This is a genomic window from Blautia sp. MSJ-9 (assembly GCF_018919065.1).
Lineage (GTDB): Bacteria > Bacillota > Clostridia > Lachnospirales > Lachnospiraceae > Blautia_A.
The window spans coordinates 38,555-57,841 of sequence record NZ_JAHLQG010000057.1; the positions used below are offsets into that span (position 1 = coordinate 38,555).

The following is a 19,287-nucleotide window of genomic DNA, read 5'->3' on the forward strand; positions in this document are numbered from 1 at the left end:
TCTTCTGCATTTTTCAAATTTTCCTTTCTTCCTTTTACTTGCATGGAAAAACATTTCCTTCTCCGCTTGCCAGACGGATGCAATGATTCTTTCCGTCATAATAATAGATTTCCTCTGTCAGCTTGTCTTTCGGGTTTCGATTCTGTTTTAACTCTTTTTTCAGTCTTTCTTTCATTTTACTGACTGATACCTCTGAATCTGCTGGTCGTACCAGAACCTCATTAACAGAAGTAAATGTCAGATACAGATTTTCTGTATGCAGGGCTTCACAAAGTTTATCCCCAACTCCCGGATAGAATATCGCTACCGAACCATGGTCAAAAGATTCTGTGCTGATACATTTCTCAGGCACAATATCTGCCAATACCTCTTCTGCATCTTCGCCCATAAAATCGTCACCTTTATAATCTTTACCAATGGTAAGTGCTCTAAAGATACTGTAATATCGTGCCGGGAAGATCCTTGCCGAATTTTTCAGCGCATCGCTGAAAACCTCTTCCATTCCCTTCTCCCAGACATCTAAAATTTCCTGAGATACTTTCAGTCCAATCATATTTTCTCCCTTTTCCATGAGATTCAGGCTGATACTTAACGCGATATCTCCAACCGTCTTATATGTGCTCTGTTCCAATGCCTCTTTGTTATTAATATTTTCCGGTACAATAAACAGTCGGGATTTTGCTTTGTCATAAGTAAGTACTTCAACCATTGCATTAAACAGACGTTTTCGGCTGTTCTCTCTGACATATGTTACCAGTTCCTTTGCTATCCTCTGGATTTTCTTTCCCTCACAGTATTCTTTATAAAATTTATTTGTTCCTAACGAATCACATCCTACATGCGTCGCTGATTCAATACAAATGATTTCTAAGCGGTCTTCACCAAGTTCGTTTTCTTCCTTTGGTACAAAACGTACATTTTCTGCTTTCCATCCACTGATATTCAGGATGGCTTTTCTCAGTTCTTTCATAAAGATTTCGTAGTTTAACATCGTTTTTCCTCCTTGGATTGTGTGAAATTGAAAAGAGCTGAAACGTTTTTCACGTCTCAGCTCCAAATAAATAAGTTACTATTATCTTTGCTTTTCCTCCTTCTGCAAAGATAATATATAATTCATATTCCACGGTTTACGAATAAATAAACTTCAAAGTATCTATTTTGTTTTTACGTTCTCGTAGCGATTAAATATATTAGCTATATACTCTATTTTTTCATATGTATTTAATACTTCTTCGTCAACTACTATCGCACCCAATTCTATATCATATACATTTTCATCCTGTTCAGTTAATATAAACTGAACTTTTACTTCAGATTCTTTTCCATCATAAATTCCTTTCCCATCAAATTCAACTACATTATCTTGTTCTGTCGATTCAAAATGCTTCCATTTTCCATTTGTAAAATATTCTTTAAATGATTTTTTATAGGAAATATCTGGATATGCCTCCGGGCACACATTCTGTACCATATAAATATACTGAATGTCATGCTGTACAAAAATCCCACCTGCTATCAAAACAACTGATAATATAAGAACAGCTTTTATCTCCTTACCAGCTCTCATCAAGCGCTTATTATTTTTGCTTTCTTTATAAGCATTAACAGGAGCCTGATAAGACAACTCTTTCAGCAAAGAAACAATAATCGTATTTTTCTCTAAAGTTCCTTTAAAATCATTTACACCTGAAAGTTCCGGTCTGTTTTTATCATAGTGATACTTTATTTTTTGATCTTCTACTGGAAATCCATATGTGCCATGTTTTCCTTCCACGCATAAACATCCGTATTCGTTATAATAGACTTTCTTTATTGCTTTTATTTTAAGAGACAATAATGCGTTATATAGTGCCTGTACATCATTTATTACAAGCATATTCAGACACATTTCAGAAAATTTTTGTTTGTTTTTATAAATGAACCTTTCTGAAATACGCCATACTACATATGCAATAAGAGCATCGAAGAAAATATACATCACTACATCATATACTGCCCACATGAATGCCCATTTGCTTCCAAAACTTGACATCAGCTCTCTTATCCAGGCTTTTCCTTCAAAAAACAAAATTATCAATGACGCCAAAAATATGAGCACAGATTCCGTAGAATGACGCTTATCATTCTTCTCAACCATGTTTTTAAGATTCTCAAAACTACCATCAATAAAAATTCCTCTTTTACTCTCTTCTTTTTTTCCCGAATCCTGTTCCTCTTTTTCAAAAATTCCTTTAATTTTTTTCAAACGGTAATCCAACTCTTCTACAATAGTAGATGCAATATTATACTTTTGACTGATTTCTTTTATTTGCTCCCGAATATTACGAATGCTATTTTCATCCTCAATATTCATGCTGCTATACAAAGAAATTATCTGAGATTCTGCTTTTTTCAATTCCTCTACCATTGCTTCACTATCCAAAACTATTTTCTTTCCTTGAACAATCTTGGATTTTTCCATGGTCTCAGAGTTAAACTCCACTTCAATGTCCCAGAAAAAATACATTTCTAGTTTAGCTCCACATTGAGGGCAGAATCTATTATTTTCACTTACTTCCTGTCCGCACTTTTGACATTTCATCCTCGTGTTTCTCCTTCCAATTTTTTATCTTAATTATACGCTGTTTAGGTTTTATTTTCAACGCTGTTATAGTTTATTTTTATCCTTTTATTATTGGTACAATAATTGTAAAGGAGAGACGATCACTATGAAAAATTTGAAAGCCCTACGCCTATCCAAAAAATTAAGCCAACAACAGTTAGCTTTACGTTTAGACCTTTCTCAGCAAACGATATACAAATACGAAAATGGAATTACAGAACCAGACATTGCTACATTAATTAAACTTGCTGATTACTTCAACACTTCTGTTGATTATTTAATTGGTAATACTAACAATCCGCAACGTCCGGGCATTTATTCTGAAACAGAACTCACAGAAAATGAACTTCGACACTTACGCATATATCGAAATATGCCAAGTACTACGCAAGAATTACTAGACTCTCTTCTATCAGAAATTTCTAAAAACACCATCTAATTTCATTTTGAAAATAGAAATACCAAAAGTTTTTATAACGCATAGTGTAGGCTACTACTTTTATCACACATAGTTGTAAATTCTAAAAAAGTGGTACTTTATCTATTTTGATCAAGTACCACTCTATCATTATTTTATATTCTAAAACAGCTTTTACGTCTGTATAATAAATCAAAAATTCTTTCTATTCTTCATCAATGTGATTTCTACATTATTAATTGCTGAACTTTATATTTTATAAATTCGGAAAAATAGTTATTTTACCCAAAAGCACTGTAATTGATTATATTATAATATCATCCATAATATAATTTACACTTTCATAGTTAATATCGTTTTCATCAAATTCTGATATGAACTTTGTCACTTTCTCGTTATTCCATGCATCCTTTATTTTATTTTTCCATATAACTGCAAAATCATCTACAAGAATATTTCCTATAACAAACGGTGCCATACCATCAATTCGAATATCACCATTTGGTCTAATAACAGCACATGATCTGGGATTTTTTCTATGTCTTTCCAACCCAACTTTTACTGTATTGGCATTTTTTACAATCATCTTTTTATTATACTTAGCAGCATTTTCCTTTATCTTTGCTTCTAAATACTGTTCTTCCTCATATGATAAAAGATATTTAGTATTTATCGAAGCTCTTCCACTGTATGAAATTCTTCCAGTTATTATTTCAGAAGCCCCCAATGAATACGCCAATCTGTACATATCATCTATTTTTTCTATATTATACGGAGTAACACAATGAGCAATTTTTAAAGGAATGCCACTCATAGACACTTTCTTTGCTGCATTTACAGCTTTTTCCCATGAGCCTTGCAAGTTTCTAAATTTATCATGATATTCCGGGGTAGAACCGTCTATAGATATTTGCAACCAATGATATCGAAATTTTCTAAGTCTCGATACTCTTTCATCAGTCAAAAAATATCCGTTTGTCAACAACGAAAACCATCTTTTTTGACCTACTTCATTTAAAATATCCATAATTTCTATCACTGTATCTCCCAAAAGAAACGGTTCTCCTCCAGATAATATCGTTTCATAAACCCCTCCCTTATTAACGAGATATTTTGCGAAATCAATCCACTTTTGTGATGTCATTGGATCTTGAATTGTATTATTTATGCCTGAATTATTGTAACAATGAGCACATTTCATATTACAATGACTAGTTAATTCAAAATGTAAAGAATCAATCGGAAACAATTCTGTTCTTTTATTCATAGTTAAACATTTTCCTCCCTGTCCCATTTTTCTTTTAACTCAAGCACAAACTCTTCGACATCTTTCCAAACTCCTTTTCTAGGATCATAAGTACAATACCAAGGTTTTTCATACATTTTGTTGCTCAACGAATTTGGTCTACAATCAAAACACGCATATCGGAATTCACATTCTTTGCAATCCTCAATGTTGTCTTTATTTAGCTTTCTTATAGACTCATTAAGCATTATATTTTGACACTCTGCAATATTACAATGTTTAAATCTTCTTTCCATGACACAAGGATATACATTTAAATCCGCAGAAATATATATCCTTGTGTCAAAACAATTATGTCCTGTTATTAATCTTCTGCAAAAAGCTACTGTGAATGTTTCTGTAAATGTCTGTTTTGTTATCAATCTCTTTTTTATTAAATCATCTGATAATAGTTTAAAATTTCCTCTCCCAGACATACGCACAATATCTTTACTGGTACTCAATTGATAAAGATCTGTATTTGAATTTTTTAATTCAACATCTTTCATTAAAACATTACACACTCTATATCTTATTTTATATTCTTTTAATTTGCTTATTGTACTATTAGTTTTTTCCCACGCCCCTTTGATTCCAGTTACTTTATCATGTTCCTCTTTATCATATGAGTAAACTGATAAAGCAACACATATTTTGTTCTTTGCAAGATATTCAAACCACTCATCTGTAACCAAAGTCCCATTTGTAAATATCTCTATACGATCAAATTTACCAATAGCATAATCTAATTCTTCACGGAGAAGTTTTTTATCCCAAAATGGTTCTCCTCCTATAATTTGGATATTCTTTATCTCCCGTGCAACAAGAAGATCAACTACCATCTTAAACTGTTCAATAGACATTTTTTTATTACATTTCGCATCTGATTCATTATAACAGTGCCTGCAACGCAGATTGCATTGATTAGTAATTTCAATCCATGCAAATGTTATTTTTGAATTTTTATAGGCAATCTCTTTAATGTCATGCTTTTCCATAGTTTTTGATAGTACTACCACTCCATTATCAATAAAATATCTAAGACAGTTTTTGAGTTCTATATCTTCAATCTCATCTGTTAAAAAACCCGCATCAAGCAATTTAAATTGTTTTAATAATTCAAAATTCAGAGTATATAATCTGCAAAAATTTAAATCATAAATGCAACTATTGGAAGCTCCTGATACTAAATATACATTTTTATTTAATTGATAATACATTCTACTTTTTTCTCCCTTACAAAAAACCGTATGCCAACCATCTAAATGATTGCATACGGTTTTAGTTTTAAATTTTTAATTGTAAACTCAATTTATAAAAAATCTACCTTAGGACCACAATCAACATCCCATGGAGGGCAATCCGGTGAACATCCTCCTTCTGGTGAACAATCAGGTCCACAAACTCCCTCAACTTCAGGATAACATGCACCTGAAAAAGGAGAACATTCCTCACAATGAACTTTTCCACTTGTTAAACACTCAAATGCATACATTCTTTTTTCCTCCCTACCTAAATTTTTCTTGTTATTTACGGTACTAAATTAATTCTTATTAGCATTGATACTGATTTTCTTATCCTTCTCAACACTCCTCTTAACAATAATTTGTATATTTATTATACCTCATATCAATATAACCGTATACCCCTTTTCTGAAATTTTTAATATTTTACAGCAATATAAACATATCAATTTGCATCCGCACTAATTATTGTCTAAATATTCCAAATAATTTTCACAGTTTTCCAATTTTAAACATCTTCAGTTCGTTTTAATCATTTCAAATATAGCTACTAATCTATAATATTTCCTAACGATATATCAATCTTAATATCATTTCCTCATAATATTTTTTGAACTATGGCATTAAATATAAATCGAAAATCATTTTATATATAACCATAGCATAATGTGGCGTATATTCAACGCCACATAAATGTCATAATATAGTACTATCAGTTTTAAATTTTGAAATGCAAAAAAATTCTCCCAACGCCGAACTGCGCATCGGGAGAACAAATTGTAAAAATCAAAAATGCGGTACCATATTTTATAAAAAGGAGATTATTTTACAATGAAAATAGAAAATATTGATAATAGTGTATCCATGTCACCACATACATTCTTGTGGGGAAGCAAAGTCAGTAGTGATACATATTCTACACTTTTTAAACTTTTAATCAAAACCAGAATTACTTATGTAACTGATTCCTATATCAAATATACAACTTACGATTACAGTCCATTGGGAATCAATCGAATCGAATTTATGGACTATAAACATCAATATTACCAACACCTATATTATATAAGTTTTCTTATCAATCCGTACATCCTAACTGGACAATCAACACGACTATATACTCGCATCGTTGAAAAAGCTCAACTGAAAACGCTTCCTGATACTGTTACCTCTATCCTATCCAAATTATGCGGCTTTATTGAAGATATAGCAAACAATGGGAAATATCGACGAATTGATTATTGTTGTAACCTATGGTTTAACTCGCAGGAAACCGCTGAAATATATTTATACTTGCTTAAACAAGCAAAAATACCCAAAGCATTTGAATTAAAAAAATATTTCAATCCAAAGCAAAAACGAAAAACCACCGAACCTTATGCCATTACTATCGCTTGCAAGAGTTACGAATTATCTATATATTTAAAATACCCCCAGCTAAGGGCTAAATATGATTCTGGCGATTTAAACGATCCGGATGAGCTTGCTAACGCCTGCGGACAGTTGCGTATTGAGCTACGCGAGCGTAGACCTAAATTATTAGCGGATAAAAAGAAATATTCTCTCAGTGAGCCTGAACTGCTGAATGGTTCAAACCCACGTCCCATCGAAACTCTTTGCAGAATCTTCAATACCATGTATGGTTCCGGAGATTTTCTGTTATACGAGGACGCAAAGGAAAAAATTCTTAACAGCAACTATCATGTCAAAGTAAAAAAAAGAATGCTCAACATACTCGAAACCGTTAAAAAAGGACGTGGACTTGATCCTGAAAAAAACAGACTTGATTTAAACATCATCACCAAAACTATGCCATACTTTAACAAATTGGATATTTCACCCATAACTATTTCTCAAAAGAAATACGAATATTGCGGCATTGAAACTTTCCCTAACCCTTTAAAATATATTACCGGAAAAACTTTAAGTCTGTTGGATGATACAGATGTACTGGAAACTACTTCATATAACGAAAAATAATCCTTTTTCGTATCCTCTAACAGATAATTTGTACCCAAATTTTACCCAAAATCCACTCCCCTGTTGTGGTTTTCTATAAATCATAATCCACGATTTTTCGTGTATTTACGGTACTTTAAGTGCCATCACTCCTCAACAAATACAACCCCTTATTTAATTATTTATACTCCCCTCGAAAGTCCTGGTAGCTCCCCTACCGGGGCTTTCTTTTTGTCTTCATAAAAGGACCCTACCCGAAGGGTCTTTGAACAGCAAAAAAGCAACATTGCCGGCCTCATGGCTTACAATGCTGCTTTATCTGTTATATTTTTCTTTTCCCTTTCAGTTTCATACGCGCCAGCGAACGATTTGCTTCTCGGTGTTTCCAACGAACATTGCTGTTACTCTCCTCGTATGACTTGATAGGGATATTCTACAGTGTTTATCATGGTTCTTCAATATGTGGCAAAAAATGTGGCGAACTTTTTGTCCACATATTTTCACCAGATCAAAGAGCCAGAAAACTCTTCCATATTACCAGATTTTAGATTCTACTGCTGCCCTTTCGATAGAAAGACCCTTCATATAGCTATCCATAAATGCATTGAATCCTGCTACACCTTCCGGCTTCGGATCCAGTGTGCTGCTTTCCTGATCTGCAAATACTTTCTTGTCAAGGAATGCTTCCAGAGTTTCACCTTCTTCTTTATTTACAAGATAAGAAGCCAGAAGTGCGATTCCCCATGCACCGCCTTCACCTGCAGTGGCCATTACGGATACCGGTGCATTTACAGCATCTGCAAGGATCTGCTGTCCAACACCTTTTGTCTTAAATAATCCGCCGTGTCCGAGGAGGCGGTCTACTTTTACATTCTCTTTCTCAAACAGAAGATTCAGACCTACTCTCATAGCGCCAAGGCATGTATACAGATTGGTTCTCATAAAGTTTGCAAGGTTGAATTTGCTCTCTGGGGAACGAACGAATAACGGACGGCCTTCTTCGAATCCTGTCATATGCTCGCCTGAGAAGTAGCAGTAAGACAGAAGCCCGCCGCAATCCGGATCACCTTCCAGAGCTTTGTTATAAAGGGTTCCGAAGAGTTTGTTCATATCTACTTCCATACCCATAGCTTCTGCAAATTCCTTAAATACATTTACCCATGCATTCAGGTCAGAAGTACAGTTATTGGAATGAGCCATAGCTACCAGATGTCCGGATGGAGTCGTAACCATGTCGATTTCTTTATATGGTCTGGAAAGTTCTTTTTCCAGAACGATCATCGCAAATACAGATGTACCTGCGGAAACATTACCTGTACGAACTGCAACACTGTTTGTTGCAACCATACCGGTTCCAGCATCACCTTCCGGAGGACACATTGGAATTCCGGCTTTCAGTTTGCCTGTTACATCGAGAAGTTTCGCACCTTCTTCTGTAAGGACACCAGCATCTTCACCTGCAACAAGTGCTTTCGGCATAATGTCACGGAGTTTCCATGAAAATCCGTAAGGAGCTACCAGTTCATCAAATTTATCAACCATTTCCTGGTTGTAATCTGCTTTCGTGGTGTCAATCGGGAACATACCTGCTGCATCACCGATTCCCAGAACTCTCTTACCAGTCAGTTTCCAGTGAACATAAGCTTCCAGAGTTGCAATATAATCAATATCTTTTACATGTTCTTCTCCGTTAAGGATCGCCTGATACAGATGAGCAATACTCCATCTCTGAGGAATATTGTAGTTAAACAGTTCCATCAGTTTCTCGCTTGCTTCGCCTGTAATATTATTTCTCCATGTACGGAATGGTACAAGAAGTTCTCCCTCTTTGTTGAATGGCATATATCCATGCATCATGGCACTGACACCGAATGCACCTACGGATTCCAGTTCTACGTCATATTTTGCTTTTACATCTTTCGCCATATCCTGATAGCAGTCCTGGATACCTGTCCAGATATCTTCCAGACTGTATGTCCAGACACCGTTCTCATAGCGGTTCTCCCACTCATGTGCGCCGGAAGCGATCGGCTGATTTTTGTCATCTACGAGTACTGCTTTGATTCTGGTAGAACCAAATTCAATACCAAGTGCTGTTTTGTTCGCAAGAATTGCTGCTTTTGCTTCTGCTGCTCCCATTTTATGTACCTCCCTGTTTCACTGTCATTTTTATTACGGATTATCTGATAAACCGTAATCGTTTATGCGATATACCCTAATAAGTATTATCGCATTTCTTTTATGGTTTTACCATAGAAATTTTTGACTGTTTTAACGTACTTTTTTTACATTTTTAGGGCTGCCATTTCAGGCAGTTCAATGAATTCATTGTTTCAGTCCCAGCCTGATATGGCAGCCTCCATATTAATTGCAAAATTTATTATTTTCTGAATGCAAGTTCATTCCATCTCAGTTCGTTCTTGAAGTCACGGATGTTTGTATCTTTGTCAATGTAAACAGCTTCAATGCCCATTGCTGCTGCCCAGTCACCCATCTGCTCTGCTGTCAGGTCATAAGTAAATGCTGTATGATGAGCGCCACCTGCAAGGATCCATGCTTCTGCACCTGTCTTAAGATTTGGCTGTGGTGTCCAGAATGCGCTTCCTACAGGAAGTTTTGGCATCGGTTTCTCAACTTTCTTACACTCTACATCGTTGATGATCAGACGGAAACGATCGCCAAGGTCGATCAGGGATGTTGCGATAGCCGGACCTGTCTTGCTTGTGAATACAAGTCTTGCAGGATCTTCTCTGTCACCCATGGAAAGTGGGCAAACTTTAATGCCGATCTTGCCATCTGCAACAGACGGGCAAACCTCAAGCATATGAGACTGAAGGATTCCTTCTTTTCCAGGTACAAAGTTATATGTATAATCTTCCATCATGGAAGTTCCTTTTGCATCTTTCATTCCGGCTGTCATAATCTTCATCAGACGAACCATTGCTGCTGTCTTCCAGTCACCTTCTGCACCGAATCCATAACCTTTTTCCATAAGTCTCTGGATTGCAAGTCCAGGAAGCTGCTGCAGAACACCCAGGTCACCGAAGTGTGTAACGATTGCCTGATAATTCTTTTCTTCCAGGAATTTCTCAAATCCGATTTCAATCTGAGCCTGAACTGCTACGTGACGTTTGAATTCTTCCGGATCTCTTCCCTCGAGAATGATATCATATTTGCTGTAGTATTCATCTACTAATGCATCAACATCGCCCTTAGCTACGTCTTTTACATAATCAGCGATCTCATTTACAGGATAAGCATCAACTTCCCATCCGAATTTGATCTGTGCCTCTACTTTATCACCTTCTGTAACAGCTACGTTTCTCATGTTATCAGCTACACGGCATACACGGATGTGGCTGCTTTCCATAATACCAACTGCTGTACGCATCCAGGAAGCAAGTTTTTCCTGAACTTCTTTATCTGCCCAGTGACCAACGATAACTTTTCTCTCGATTCCCATTCTGGTAACAATGTGACCATATTCACGGCCGCCGTGTGCAGACTGGTTCTCGTTCATGAAATCCATATCAATGGTATCATAAGGAATTTCTTCATTAAACTGTGTATGCAGATGGCAAAGTGGCTTTCTGTATTCTTTCAGACCAAGGATCCAGGATTTTGCCGGTGAGAAAGTATGCATCCATGTAATAACACCTGCGCAGTCCTCATCTTCATTTGCCTCATTAAATGTTTTACGGATCAGTTCGTTTGTGATCAGGGTTGGTTTCCATACAAGTTCAAATGGAAGAACACCGCTCTTGTTTAATTCTTCAACAATAATTTTGGAATGCTCTGCAACTTTTCTTAAGCATTCATCTCCGTAAAGATCCTGTGAACCTGTGCAAAACCAAAACTTATAGTTTCTTCCTGTTTTCATGATAAAATTCCTCCTGAATTTTTATTTATTTTTCAGATCCCACATCTGCTGTCTTAAACAGACCCCGCCATGCTCCGACCTGTACATTTACCTGTTATACCTGCTACGACTCTTGATTCAGACTATCCTCTGACTCATTGTCTTCTCAATCTGCTTTTCTGCATGAACCCCGAATGATCAGTTCCGGATGGATCAGTCTCTCGACTTTACTTTCCTCCTCTGGAACTCCATTGATCTTTTCCAGGATCAGTTCTGCTGCCATCTCTCCCAGTTTCTCCTGTGGATGTGCGATTGTAGTGATCCCGTTTCCACGCTGTGCATACAGAGAATTATCATAACCTGTGATGGAAATGTCTTCCGGTATCCTGACTCCCAGTTTCTCCAGCTCCTCCATAACCTGAACTGCGATCTGGTCATTATAGCAGACGATTCCATCCGGAAGCTGTCCACTCTGTACCATCTCTTTCGCCATCAACGCAGGTTTTACTTTTCTGTCCTCTGTGTGAAACCAGACAACATCATCCGGATTGTAAGAAATCCCCGCCTCCTGCAGTGCCCTGACATAGCCTTTATGTCTTTCCAGTCCCTGCATATCATCCGCTTTAAAGAAGCCTTTGATCCTGCGGTGCCCCAGATCCAGCAGATACTTCGTCACAAGATAGCCACCCTGAGCATCATCCATCAGAATATGAGGTTTCTCTCTCATTTCAGAATAAATCCCCTGGATGAATACATACGGTATCTCAAACTTGTCCAGATTCTGGTAAAGATTTCTGTGCTTACAGACCATCTCACTTTTACTCGGCTCAATGATCAGACCATCGATATCTTTTTTCAGAAGTTCTTCCAGACATCTTGCTTCTTTCTGTCTGCTGTTTGCAGTGTTCTTCAGAATAATGCTGTAACCACTTTCCGAAAGAACATTATCCATTCCCTGTATCAGTCTTGGAAAAATATAATCGGAAATATATGTGGTAACTACTGCAATGTTCTTTGATTTCTTTATATGGCGCATATTCTCAGAACAGTAAGTCCCTTTTCCGTGAAATGCCTCCACATATCCGTCCTGTTCCAGAATTCCCAGTGCTTTGCGGACTGTATGTCTGCTCAGAGAATACTTCTGTGAAAGTTCGTTTTCTGAAGGAAGCTTTTCTCCCGGTCGGATAGCTCCTGATACGATATCATTTCTGAGCTGTTCCATCAGTGAGAAATATTTAGGCTTTCCATTATCTGTCATGTCTTCTTCCCTCCTGTTCTTAGGATACAACTTGTACGGTCATACGAACAAGTTGTTTTTTATGCATAAATTATACAAAATATCAGGGAAGTTTTCATTACTTTTTTCCAAATCATAACTTGGAATAGTAAAGTGGATAAAATCATCTGCCTCACAATTGAAGCAGGAAACTTACTTGGTTTAATTAAAATCCAGATAGATAATTGGCTTTATTCCCCCATAAACCGGCATTTTCGTCACTCAGTTTCCAGCATTTCATAACAAGTTCCATGTACTGCCATACGTATTTCCTTATCCAGACGGGAATTGCAGGTAATCAGAGTTACTATCGGCCTTGATGCATCCGGTTCTATCCCTGTATCGTACATGGAATTGTTTTTCAATTCCTGCAGTTGTAACTTGTATGCAGGACTTGATAATTCGTACCCACATACAAATGCTGCACTCTGAGACGATGCCTGCTCCACGGAAAAAATCCTGTACAGAAACTTCCTTTCCGGAGTTGTAATCTCTATCTGCGGACACTTTTTCAGAAATTCTGGCTGTTCATAACGGTTTAAATTGGCAAACATCATGTTTCCTTCTATATTATGCCCATATAATATGCTGTGGGAGTCTGTCAGGTCTTTCTTATTATTATGTTCCAGAAAAATACATCCAAACAAATCCTCTTCTTTCTTAAAATTATGTTTCAGATAATATTCATCATCCGCCCCCTGCACTACAGGATAAGAAATATCAGCTCCCGGAATGGTAATCCAGGAAACCACCTGGGAATTGATCTTTCTTAGATTTTCCCAGGAAATCCCAAAGGATTCCCTGATCTTATCTGCATGGCTGTTATGTTTCTTATTGCTCTGTTTCCTATTTTCAGAATTATTCCTGTTGTTTTCTTTCGTGCTTTTTTGTGTTGTTCTTTCTCTTTCCTGAAAAGAATGCTCTGCATCTTCGCTCTGTATTTCCGCAATCTGGAAAATTTCTTCATAATCCCTTTTTGCAGCGAGATTCTGTTCATAACTTCTTATATAAAAACTGCCGCAATACACAAGAAGTCCTACTGCCGCCACGACCATACTTATGGCAAAAGTTCTGAGTTTCCTCATTTCCGCATAATACCTTTTCTACCGGAACCGGACTTTCTGAAAATCATCACACCAGCACCAAGCAGAATAAGTCCAAGCAATCCAAGAACTGCCATTGCCTTAAATGGTCTGGTATCTCCTGTCTTAGAACTTCCTGCTGTATAGCCGGACTGATAGCTTCCGTATCCGGAACCTCCTGAAGAATATCCTCCCGAATTTCCAGATCCACTGGTTCCTGAATTACCGCCGGCACTGTTGCCACTTCCATTTCCGGAATTGCCGTTGTTTCCATTATTTGATGCAGAAGGTGTCTTTGTCGGCACCTGTGTCAATTTCGGACAAGTTCCCGGCGTAGACGGAGTTGGTGTAGCTTTCGGTGTTTCTGTTGGTTTTGGTGCTTCCGTTGGTTTCGGTGTTTCCGTCGGCTTCGGTGTTTCTGTTGGCACCGGTGTCTCTGTCGGCTTTGGTTCTGCCTTTACATATACCTCCTGCTGTGTCGATACTTCCGGTGCAAGATCTCCTCTTGCTTTCGCTGTATTTACAACTTTCTCGTTTTCTGCTCTCTCAGTTTCAAATACCACTTCATAACAAACTTCAATCTTATCCATGTCAGACAGAGAAGTTCCTGTATCAATCAGAAATCCTGTATCTGCCGCTTCTATTTTGATATCTTTTATCTCTACACCATTCTTCTTCACAAAAATATTATCTCTTACCAGAGAAGCTCCTTTTGTTTCAATCGTATCTTCAATCACAATATTCTGATCAGAAATATCTTCCCGAAGCTGCCTTACTGTCAGTTTATAATATCCTTTCTCTCCGGAAGCATATTCCTTCTTATCAGATTCTTTGACAATTTCCAATACCGGACTATGTACCTGTACTTCTGTCTCACCTGTTGCCGGAATGTTCTCATTGCTGTCTGCAGTTGCAGTGTTATGGATTGTCTGACCTGCCAGCGCAGTGTCAATAACTGCTGCCTGATATTCCACGATCATACTCTTCTGTTCCTGACAGTCCAGAGGATTGTACATAACCTGCTCAACAATTCCACCTCTGTCATTGTCACAAATACTGTATCTTGCATCCTTAATAAGTGCTTTTCCCGTTGACAACAGAAATGTATTGTCATCGTTGACCTGTACATCTGCATCTGTTACATTTCCCTTCTCATCCATAAGAATTACAGAATCCTTCAGAAGGCGCACTCCAGGAGTATCCAGCACATCATAGACTGTCACATTCCTTGCCACGCAGCCGGTCTGCTCCTGTGTCAGCATAATGCGGTATGTAATAATATCTCCATATTTATAGGACGGTTTATCTGCAGACTTTTCTACCTTAAGAACAGGCGAGTTTACCCAGATTTTTGTGGTATCTTTCACCGGCTGTGCATTGTCTGCGCGTGCCTGTGCAGTATTTACAATTTCCAGACCATTTACACTCTCCTGAACAGTACAGTGGAAGTTAACTGTTACAGGTGTCTGATACGGAAGATCTGAAACAGTTACGATCCAGCCGGTTCCCTGACGTGTGATCTGACAGTTCACAGGCTTTTCTACTGTTTCATTATAATTATCCGGATCCAGCTGATTTCCCGCATCATCTGTTCCCGCCACAGGATTCTGGATCACTGCCGGTACCCCGTTGACTGTAACTGCCCCTTCTTCTCCGTCCAGTGCAAGTCCTTCCGGCAGAGAAAGATCACTGATCACAAGATTTCTGGCAATAGACCCTTTCTGAAGATTGTTCACTGTAACCTGATAGTTTACCTGTTCTCCAACACGGAACTCATTCTCTGCACGTCCGTCACCGGCTGCCAGATATGGATTCTGGAAAGTTTTCTCCACTGAAAGAACAGCCGTGTTCACATATACTTCTGCATCATCCTGTGCTGCCGGTGCATTCTGTGCCTGCACATTGGCAACATTGATACTCTCCATTCCATTTGCCTCCTCCGTAACTGTACAGAGGAAAGAAATCATAACCGGAGTATATGCCGGAAGATCTGAAATATTCAGTCTCCATCCGCTTCCTTCCTGAAGGAATTCATAATTTACCGTTTTCTCAGATGTTTCATTATAAAATTCCGGATTCAGCTGATTCGGAACATCTTCTGTTCCTGTCACAGGCTGCGTGATGGTCTGTGGGATTCCACTGACAGATACATCCTCTGCTGAAACCAGAGCAAGGCCTGCCGGCATCTGGGTATCCCAGATCGTTACATTTCTGGCGATAGTACCTTCTCTTTTATTCTCCACAAGAACATTGTACTGAACCTGTTCACCCACCTGCCATTCATAATGGTCTGCTGTTTTCTCAATCCAAAATTCTCCGGAATTAACGTACACTTCCGCATCATCTGTCTGTTCATCTGCGTTAGATGCCTTTACTGACGCGGCATTCACGCTTTCATGTCCATTTGCTTCTTCCTGTACGATACAATGAAAAATAAGTGTCACAGGCTGGCTGTACGGCAGATAGGAACAGTAAAAAGCAAAACCATTTCCGCCCGCATCCAGACGAGATTCTACCTGTCTGGTCTCAAATGCCTGTCCACTCTTTTTATCCGGTAACGGATAATTGATCTGCTGTGAAACTCCCAGCACTTCTACACTCTGAGCACCATCTGCAAGTACCAGTCCCTGCGGCAGGCCGATATCCGTGATATTTACATCTCTGGCAATGGTTCCCGCAGTCACGTTATTTACCACAATCCGGTATGCTACCTGTTCACCAGTCTGCCATTCATACTTATCCGCTGTTTTATCAATCTCAAGCTGCGGACTGTTTGTCCATACTTCTGCCATATCCTTGCGGGATTCCTGTTCTCCACTTTCCGGATTAAGCAGATTATCTGCAGTAGCAGAAACAATATTCTCCCATTCCTGACCATTGGAGTTCTCAAGTGCCTGGCATTTAAATCGAATCGTTATCTTCTCTCCATATTTCAGGATCGGACACTCTGCCTTCCATCCATTTTCTCCCATTCTGTTAAGAGTGCAGACTTCCGCACCCTCACTTGTCTGTACAGAATACTGTCCATCCAGAAGCTTCAGACAGGATGGAATCTCATCAGTGATCACAACATTGACCGCACACACGTCCTTCTTTGTCTGTGTAACGGAAACTTCATAATCCACCACATCTCCGATTTTCCACTCATACTGAGAAGTATTCTTCGTCACCTCAAGCTCCGGCGGAATTACACTCTTTACCCATACAGTTTCTGAATCCATGGTATCTCCGCTTCCATTTGTACGTTCATAACTCATAGAGGCATGATTCGGCACAAGAATCGTATATCCATCCTGTGCAAGGTATTTTGAAATATTTATTTCTGATTCCGGTTTCCTTTGTACTTTCAGAGTAAATGTATAAGTCTGATTATCTGTAAAATTCTCGTCCTGAAGACTCTCTGTTTTCGCACTGCAGGTAACTTTCTGCCCTTCAACCGCAATGTCAAACAGATCTGTCACTGTCTGCCCAATATCATTTGTAATACTAACTTTAGATGCATCTTCTATAGAAATGCAGTCCTCCAGTACATCCTGCACAACAAAAGATTTCAGCTTATTTGGCGTTACCTCTGCACGGATCATATACTGAAATTCTTTTCCCTGTCTGATCATAAATGGTGCATCTTTCGTTGCTGCCGACGCCTGATCCCAGGTACATCCGCTCTCTCCTACACGCTTCTCCGGTGCTTTCTTCATTTCAACATCACCGAAACAGTAAGAAGTAAAGTCAAAATACGCATATGCCTTGCAGTATTTCTGTCCTTTAAAAGTCTCACAGTAGCTCCTTCCTGACGGATCCAGATATTTATTTCTGGTATTCTCCGCCCATTTCTCCTGTGATCCTGCTTTGGCAATTCCGTCCTCACGGCTCTTATCCCATTTATCCAGACGGAACTGATGAACAAACTCTACTGTAAAATTATCCGTATTGTAAAACAGATTCAGCCATCCCTTCGGATCGTTCGGTTCTACAGACCCCAGTGGAGAAGTTACAGAATTTCCCTCTACTGTCAGATAATCATTATCTTTCAGCACATAGACATTATCCAGATTGCAGTCGGACGGGATTCTGACTCCCTGTCCTGCATCAATATCGCGGATCGTTCCGTGCCCACTGATAGGAATCGTCTCCTCTGTGCCATGTTTCAGAAACTGAAATTTTACTTTCGCATAACCTACAGAATAGATAAATACGCCAATACTGTTCTTGGAGAATCCCACCATAGGATAAGCTTCGTTATCTTTCCACGCAAAAGTAGCACCGCCTTTATTCTGTACAATGGACTCGGCAGTACGCAGATCATAACGGGGTTCCGCATTCTCCACTCCCATAAGAATCAGACGGACATCTACGATATTTCCATTTCCATCCTTTCCTACATTATTGTAACGCATGCCCGCACTTCCAGCTTTATAGTCTGCCCCTACACGGACACACTCTGTATCACGTTCACTCTTTCCATTATCAGAAAAAGCTTCCCTGTCCAGATTGTCACAGCCAAAAGATTCATATGTTGTAATTCCGGGCTGAAACTTCATATTAAAGCGGTATCCATAATCTACCTTCTTATCCTCATCCCAGGTCTCAATCGACATGGATGCTGCCTGCGTAGTATGAACAGGCAAAAGACCCAAAACTGCCTGCAGAATAAAGAGCAATGCCATCAGCAAGGCCCCAAGGCGTTCTTTCCATTTTAAATTGTGTTTCATTTGCTGGCTCCTTTCCAAATAAAAAATATAAACATGAATGTGGGATTTTTCCCTGCACCTGGCAGGATTAGTGAGTAAAGAAAGATGGGATTTTTATAAGAATGTCAGAATGAAAGATATCTCTCTTTTGATCGAATAAGGCAAACAGATATTCGCAATTGAAACAGGAATTTATTTGATTCAGTTAAAATATATACTATAGTAATATTGGAAAAATTGAGAGTTCTGCACAGAACTCCTTAGAACATGTTTGAAAAAGGCTTTCTGCAAGATGTGCGTCACAATTTGTGGGAATGATTTTTCAAACATGCTCTGGTAAAAGTTCTGTACAGATTCCAGAAAAATATTCACGCTAAAACGCTAAATTAGTGATTCCGTTTCTTTAACCATGAAAGGAAAGAAAGAATAATTACAAGAATAATAAAGAAAGGAAGAACTGCTCCGATCACCAGAACAATAAGGATAATGGCAAGAACTGCCCCGATAATAACAACTGCCTTGCCCTGCCAGGTAGAAAGATCCAATACCTTCTTCCAGCGCTTCTCCGGCTGCCGTGGCTGTTCTGCTGTGCTGTCATATCCTCCATATGAGGAATATTCTCCGTAATCCTCCTGTGTACTTCCATCATCTGTATCGATCAGGGTCTTGGCAATCAGTCGCGGGTCTCCAAGTTCTTCAAGAACCTCACTCTCCGGTCTTCCACCACGCACCTGAGATTGTATATAATCTTCATAATATCTTATATGTGCCGCTGCCTTGCCTTCCTGCATATTTCCGGCAAGCTGTTCTCTAAGGATGTCCAAAAATTCTTTTCTATCCATGTCCTCAGTCTCCGTTTATTAATCTTTGT

At 38.5% G+C, this 19,287-nt stretch carries 14 protein-coding genes; 2 read left to right on the plus strand and 12 right to left on the minus strand.

Annotated elements, in window-relative coordinates; translation table 11 throughout:
- Positions 1-34 precede the first annotated feature (34 nt).
- On the minus strand, positions 35-991 hold the full coding sequence (locus KQI87_RS16240; RefSeq protein WP_216461005.1) for a DUF5688 family protein: 957 nt from the start codon (positions 989-991) through the stop codon (positions 35-37).
- 162 nt (positions 992-1,153) lie between these two features.
- Complete coding sequence (locus tag KQI87_RS16245) at positions 1,154-2,581, minus strand: zinc ribbon domain-containing protein (protein WP_216461006.1); 1,428 nt, start codon at positions 2,579-2,581, stop codon at positions 1,154-1,156.
- A gap of 127 nt (positions 2,582-2,708) precedes the next feature.
- Here KQI87_RS16245 and KQI87_RS16250 point away from each other — a divergent pair, with 127 nt between their 5' ends.
- Positions 2,709-3,041, plus strand: a complete 333-nt coding sequence (locus KQI87_RS16250; RefSeq protein WP_216461007.1) for a helix-turn-helix domain-containing protein — start codon at positions 2,709-2,711, stop codon at positions 3,039-3,041.
- Positions 3,042-3,324: 283 nt separating this feature from the next.
- On the opposite strand, the gene KQI87_RS16255 is transcribed toward KQI87_RS16250, so the two are convergent.
- The 3 genes from KQI87_RS16255 to KQI87_RS16265 form a co-directional block, all read right to left on the minus strand.
- The gene (locus KQI87_RS16255) at positions 3,325-4,287 is read right to left on the minus strand and encodes a radical SAM/SPASM domain-containing protein (RefSeq protein ID WP_253292576.1); all 963 of its coding nucleotides are present in this window, start codon (positions 4,285-4,287) and stop codon (positions 3,325-3,327) included.
- Positions 4,288-4,289: 2 nt separating this feature from the next.
- A complete protein-coding gene (locus KQI87_RS16260; protein ID WP_216461009.1) occupies positions 4,290-5,525 on the minus strand; it encodes a radical SAM protein in 1,236 nt (411 codons plus the stop codon).
- A 92-nt stretch (positions 5,526-5,617) separates the two neighbouring features.
- Positions 5,618-5,800 carry a hypothetical protein gene (locus tag KQI87_RS16265; RefSeq protein WP_216461010.1) on the minus strand — a complete coding sequence of 61 codons (183 nt, stop codon included), beginning with the start codon at positions 5,798-5,800 and terminating at the stop codon, positions 5,618-5,620.
- Between the two features lie 580 nt (positions 5,801-6,380).
- Between KQI87_RS16265 and KQI87_RS16270 the strand changes: the two genes are divergently transcribed.
- Complete coding sequence (locus tag KQI87_RS16270; RefSeq protein ID WP_216461011.1) at positions 6,381-7,529, plus strand: hypothetical protein; 1,149 nt, start codon at positions 6,381-6,383, stop codon at positions 7,527-7,529.
- 513 nt (positions 7,530-8,042) lie between these two features.
- Here the strand turns inward: KQI87_RS16270 and KQI87_RS16275 are convergent.
- The 7 genes from KQI87_RS16275 to KQI87_RS16300 all read right to left on the minus strand — a co-directional run bounded on the left by KQI87_RS16275 (position 8,043) and on the right by KQI87_RS16300 (position 19,258).
- A complete protein-coding gene (locus KQI87_RS16275) occupies positions 8,043-9,647 on the minus strand; it encodes a xylulokinase (protein ID WP_216461012.1) in 1,605 nt (534 codons plus the stop codon).
- A gap of 241 nt (positions 9,648-9,888) precedes the next feature.
- Positions 9,889-11,388, minus strand: coding sequence for an L-arabinose isomerase (araA, locus tag KQI87_RS16280; protein WP_216461013.1), 1,500 nt, complete (start codon positions 11,386-11,388; stop codon positions 9,889-9,891).
- Positions 11,389-11,533: 145 nt separating this feature from the next.
- A complete protein-coding gene (locus tag KQI87_RS16285; protein ID WP_216461014.1) occupies positions 11,534-12,625 on the minus strand; it encodes a GntR family transcriptional regulator in 1,092 nt (363 codons plus the stop codon).
- Between the two features lie 236 nt (positions 12,626-12,861).
- Positions 12,862-13,728, minus strand: a complete 867-nt coding sequence (gene srtB, locus KQI87_RS16290; protein ID WP_216461015.1) for a class B sortase — start codon at positions 13,726-13,728, stop codon at positions 12,862-12,864.
- On the minus strand, positions 13,725-18,437 hold the full coding sequence (locus tag KQI87_RS16295; protein WP_216461016.1) for an isopeptide-forming domain-containing fimbrial protein: 4,713 nt from the start codon (positions 18,435-18,437) through the stop codon (positions 13,725-13,727). The genes srtB and KQI87_RS16295 overlap by 4 nt, the downstream gene beginning before the upstream one ends.
- Before the next feature lie 196 nt (positions 18,438-18,633).
- The gene (locus KQI87_RS17640; RefSeq protein ID WP_442860629.1) at positions 18,634-18,735 is read right to left on the minus strand and encodes a DUF6783 domain-containing protein; all 102 of its coding nucleotides are present in this window, start codon (positions 18,733-18,735) and stop codon (positions 18,634-18,636) included.
- A 67-nt stretch (positions 18,736-18,802) separates the two neighbouring features.
- Positions 18,803-19,258, minus strand: a complete 456-nt coding sequence (locus KQI87_RS16300) for a DUF1700 domain-containing protein (RefSeq protein WP_216461017.1) — start codon at positions 19,256-19,258, stop codon at positions 18,803-18,805.
- Positions 19,259-19,287 lie beyond the last annotated feature (29 nt).

Excerpts from the sequence above, each read along its gene's own strand:
- KQI87_RS16275 (WP_216461012.1), bottom strand. The coding sequence starts at position 9,647 with ATGGGAGCAGCAGAAGCAAAAGCAGCAATTCTTGCGAACAAAACAGCA.
- KQI87_RS16270 (WP_216461011.1), top strand. The coding sequence starts at position 6,381 with ATGAAAATAGAAAATATTGATAATAGTGTATCCATGTCACCACATACA.
- KQI87_RS16300 (WP_216461017.1), bottom strand. The coding sequence starts at position 19,258 with ATGGATAGAAAAGAATTTTTGGACATCCTTAGAGAACAGCTTGCCGGA.
- araA (WP_216461013.1), bottom strand. The coding sequence starts at position 11,388 with ATGAAAACAGGAAGAAACTATAAGTTTTGGTTTTGCACAGGTTCACAG.
- KQI87_RS16285 (WP_216461014.1), bottom strand. The coding sequence starts at position 12,625 with ATGACAGATAATGGAAAGCCTAAATATTTCTCACTGATGGAACAGCTC.
- KQI87_RS16260 (WP_216461009.1), bottom strand. The coding sequence starts at position 5,525 with ATGTATTATCAATTAAATAAAAATGTATATTTAGTATCAGGAGCTTCC.
- KQI87_RS16245 (WP_216461006.1), bottom strand. The coding sequence starts at position 2,581 with ATGAAATGTCAAAAGTGCGGACAGGAAGTAAGTGAAAATAATAGATTC.
- KQI87_RS16265 (WP_216461010.1), bottom strand. The coding sequence starts at position 5,800 with ATGTATGCATTTGAGTGTTTAACAAGTGGAAAAGTTCATTGTGAGGAA.
- KQI87_RS16255 (WP_253292576.1), bottom strand. The coding sequence starts at position 4,287 with ATGAATAAAAGAACAGAATTGTTTCCGATTGATTCTTTACATTTTGAA.
- KQI87_RS16250 (WP_216461007.1), top strand. The coding sequence starts at position 2,709 with ATGAAAAATTTGAAAGCCCTACGCCTATCCAAAAAATTAAGCCAACAA.
- KQI87_RS16295 (WP_216461016.1), bottom strand. The coding sequence starts at position 18,437 with ATGAAACACAATTTAAAATGGAAAGAACGCCTTGGGGCCTTGCTGATG.
- KQI87_RS16240 (WP_216461005.1), bottom strand. The coding sequence starts at position 991 with ATGTTAAACTACGAAATCTTTATGAAAGAACTGAGAAAAGCCATCCTG.
- srtB (WP_216461015.1), bottom strand. The coding sequence starts at position 13,728 with ATGAGGAAACTCAGAACTTTTGCCATAAGTATGGTCGTGGCGGCAGTA.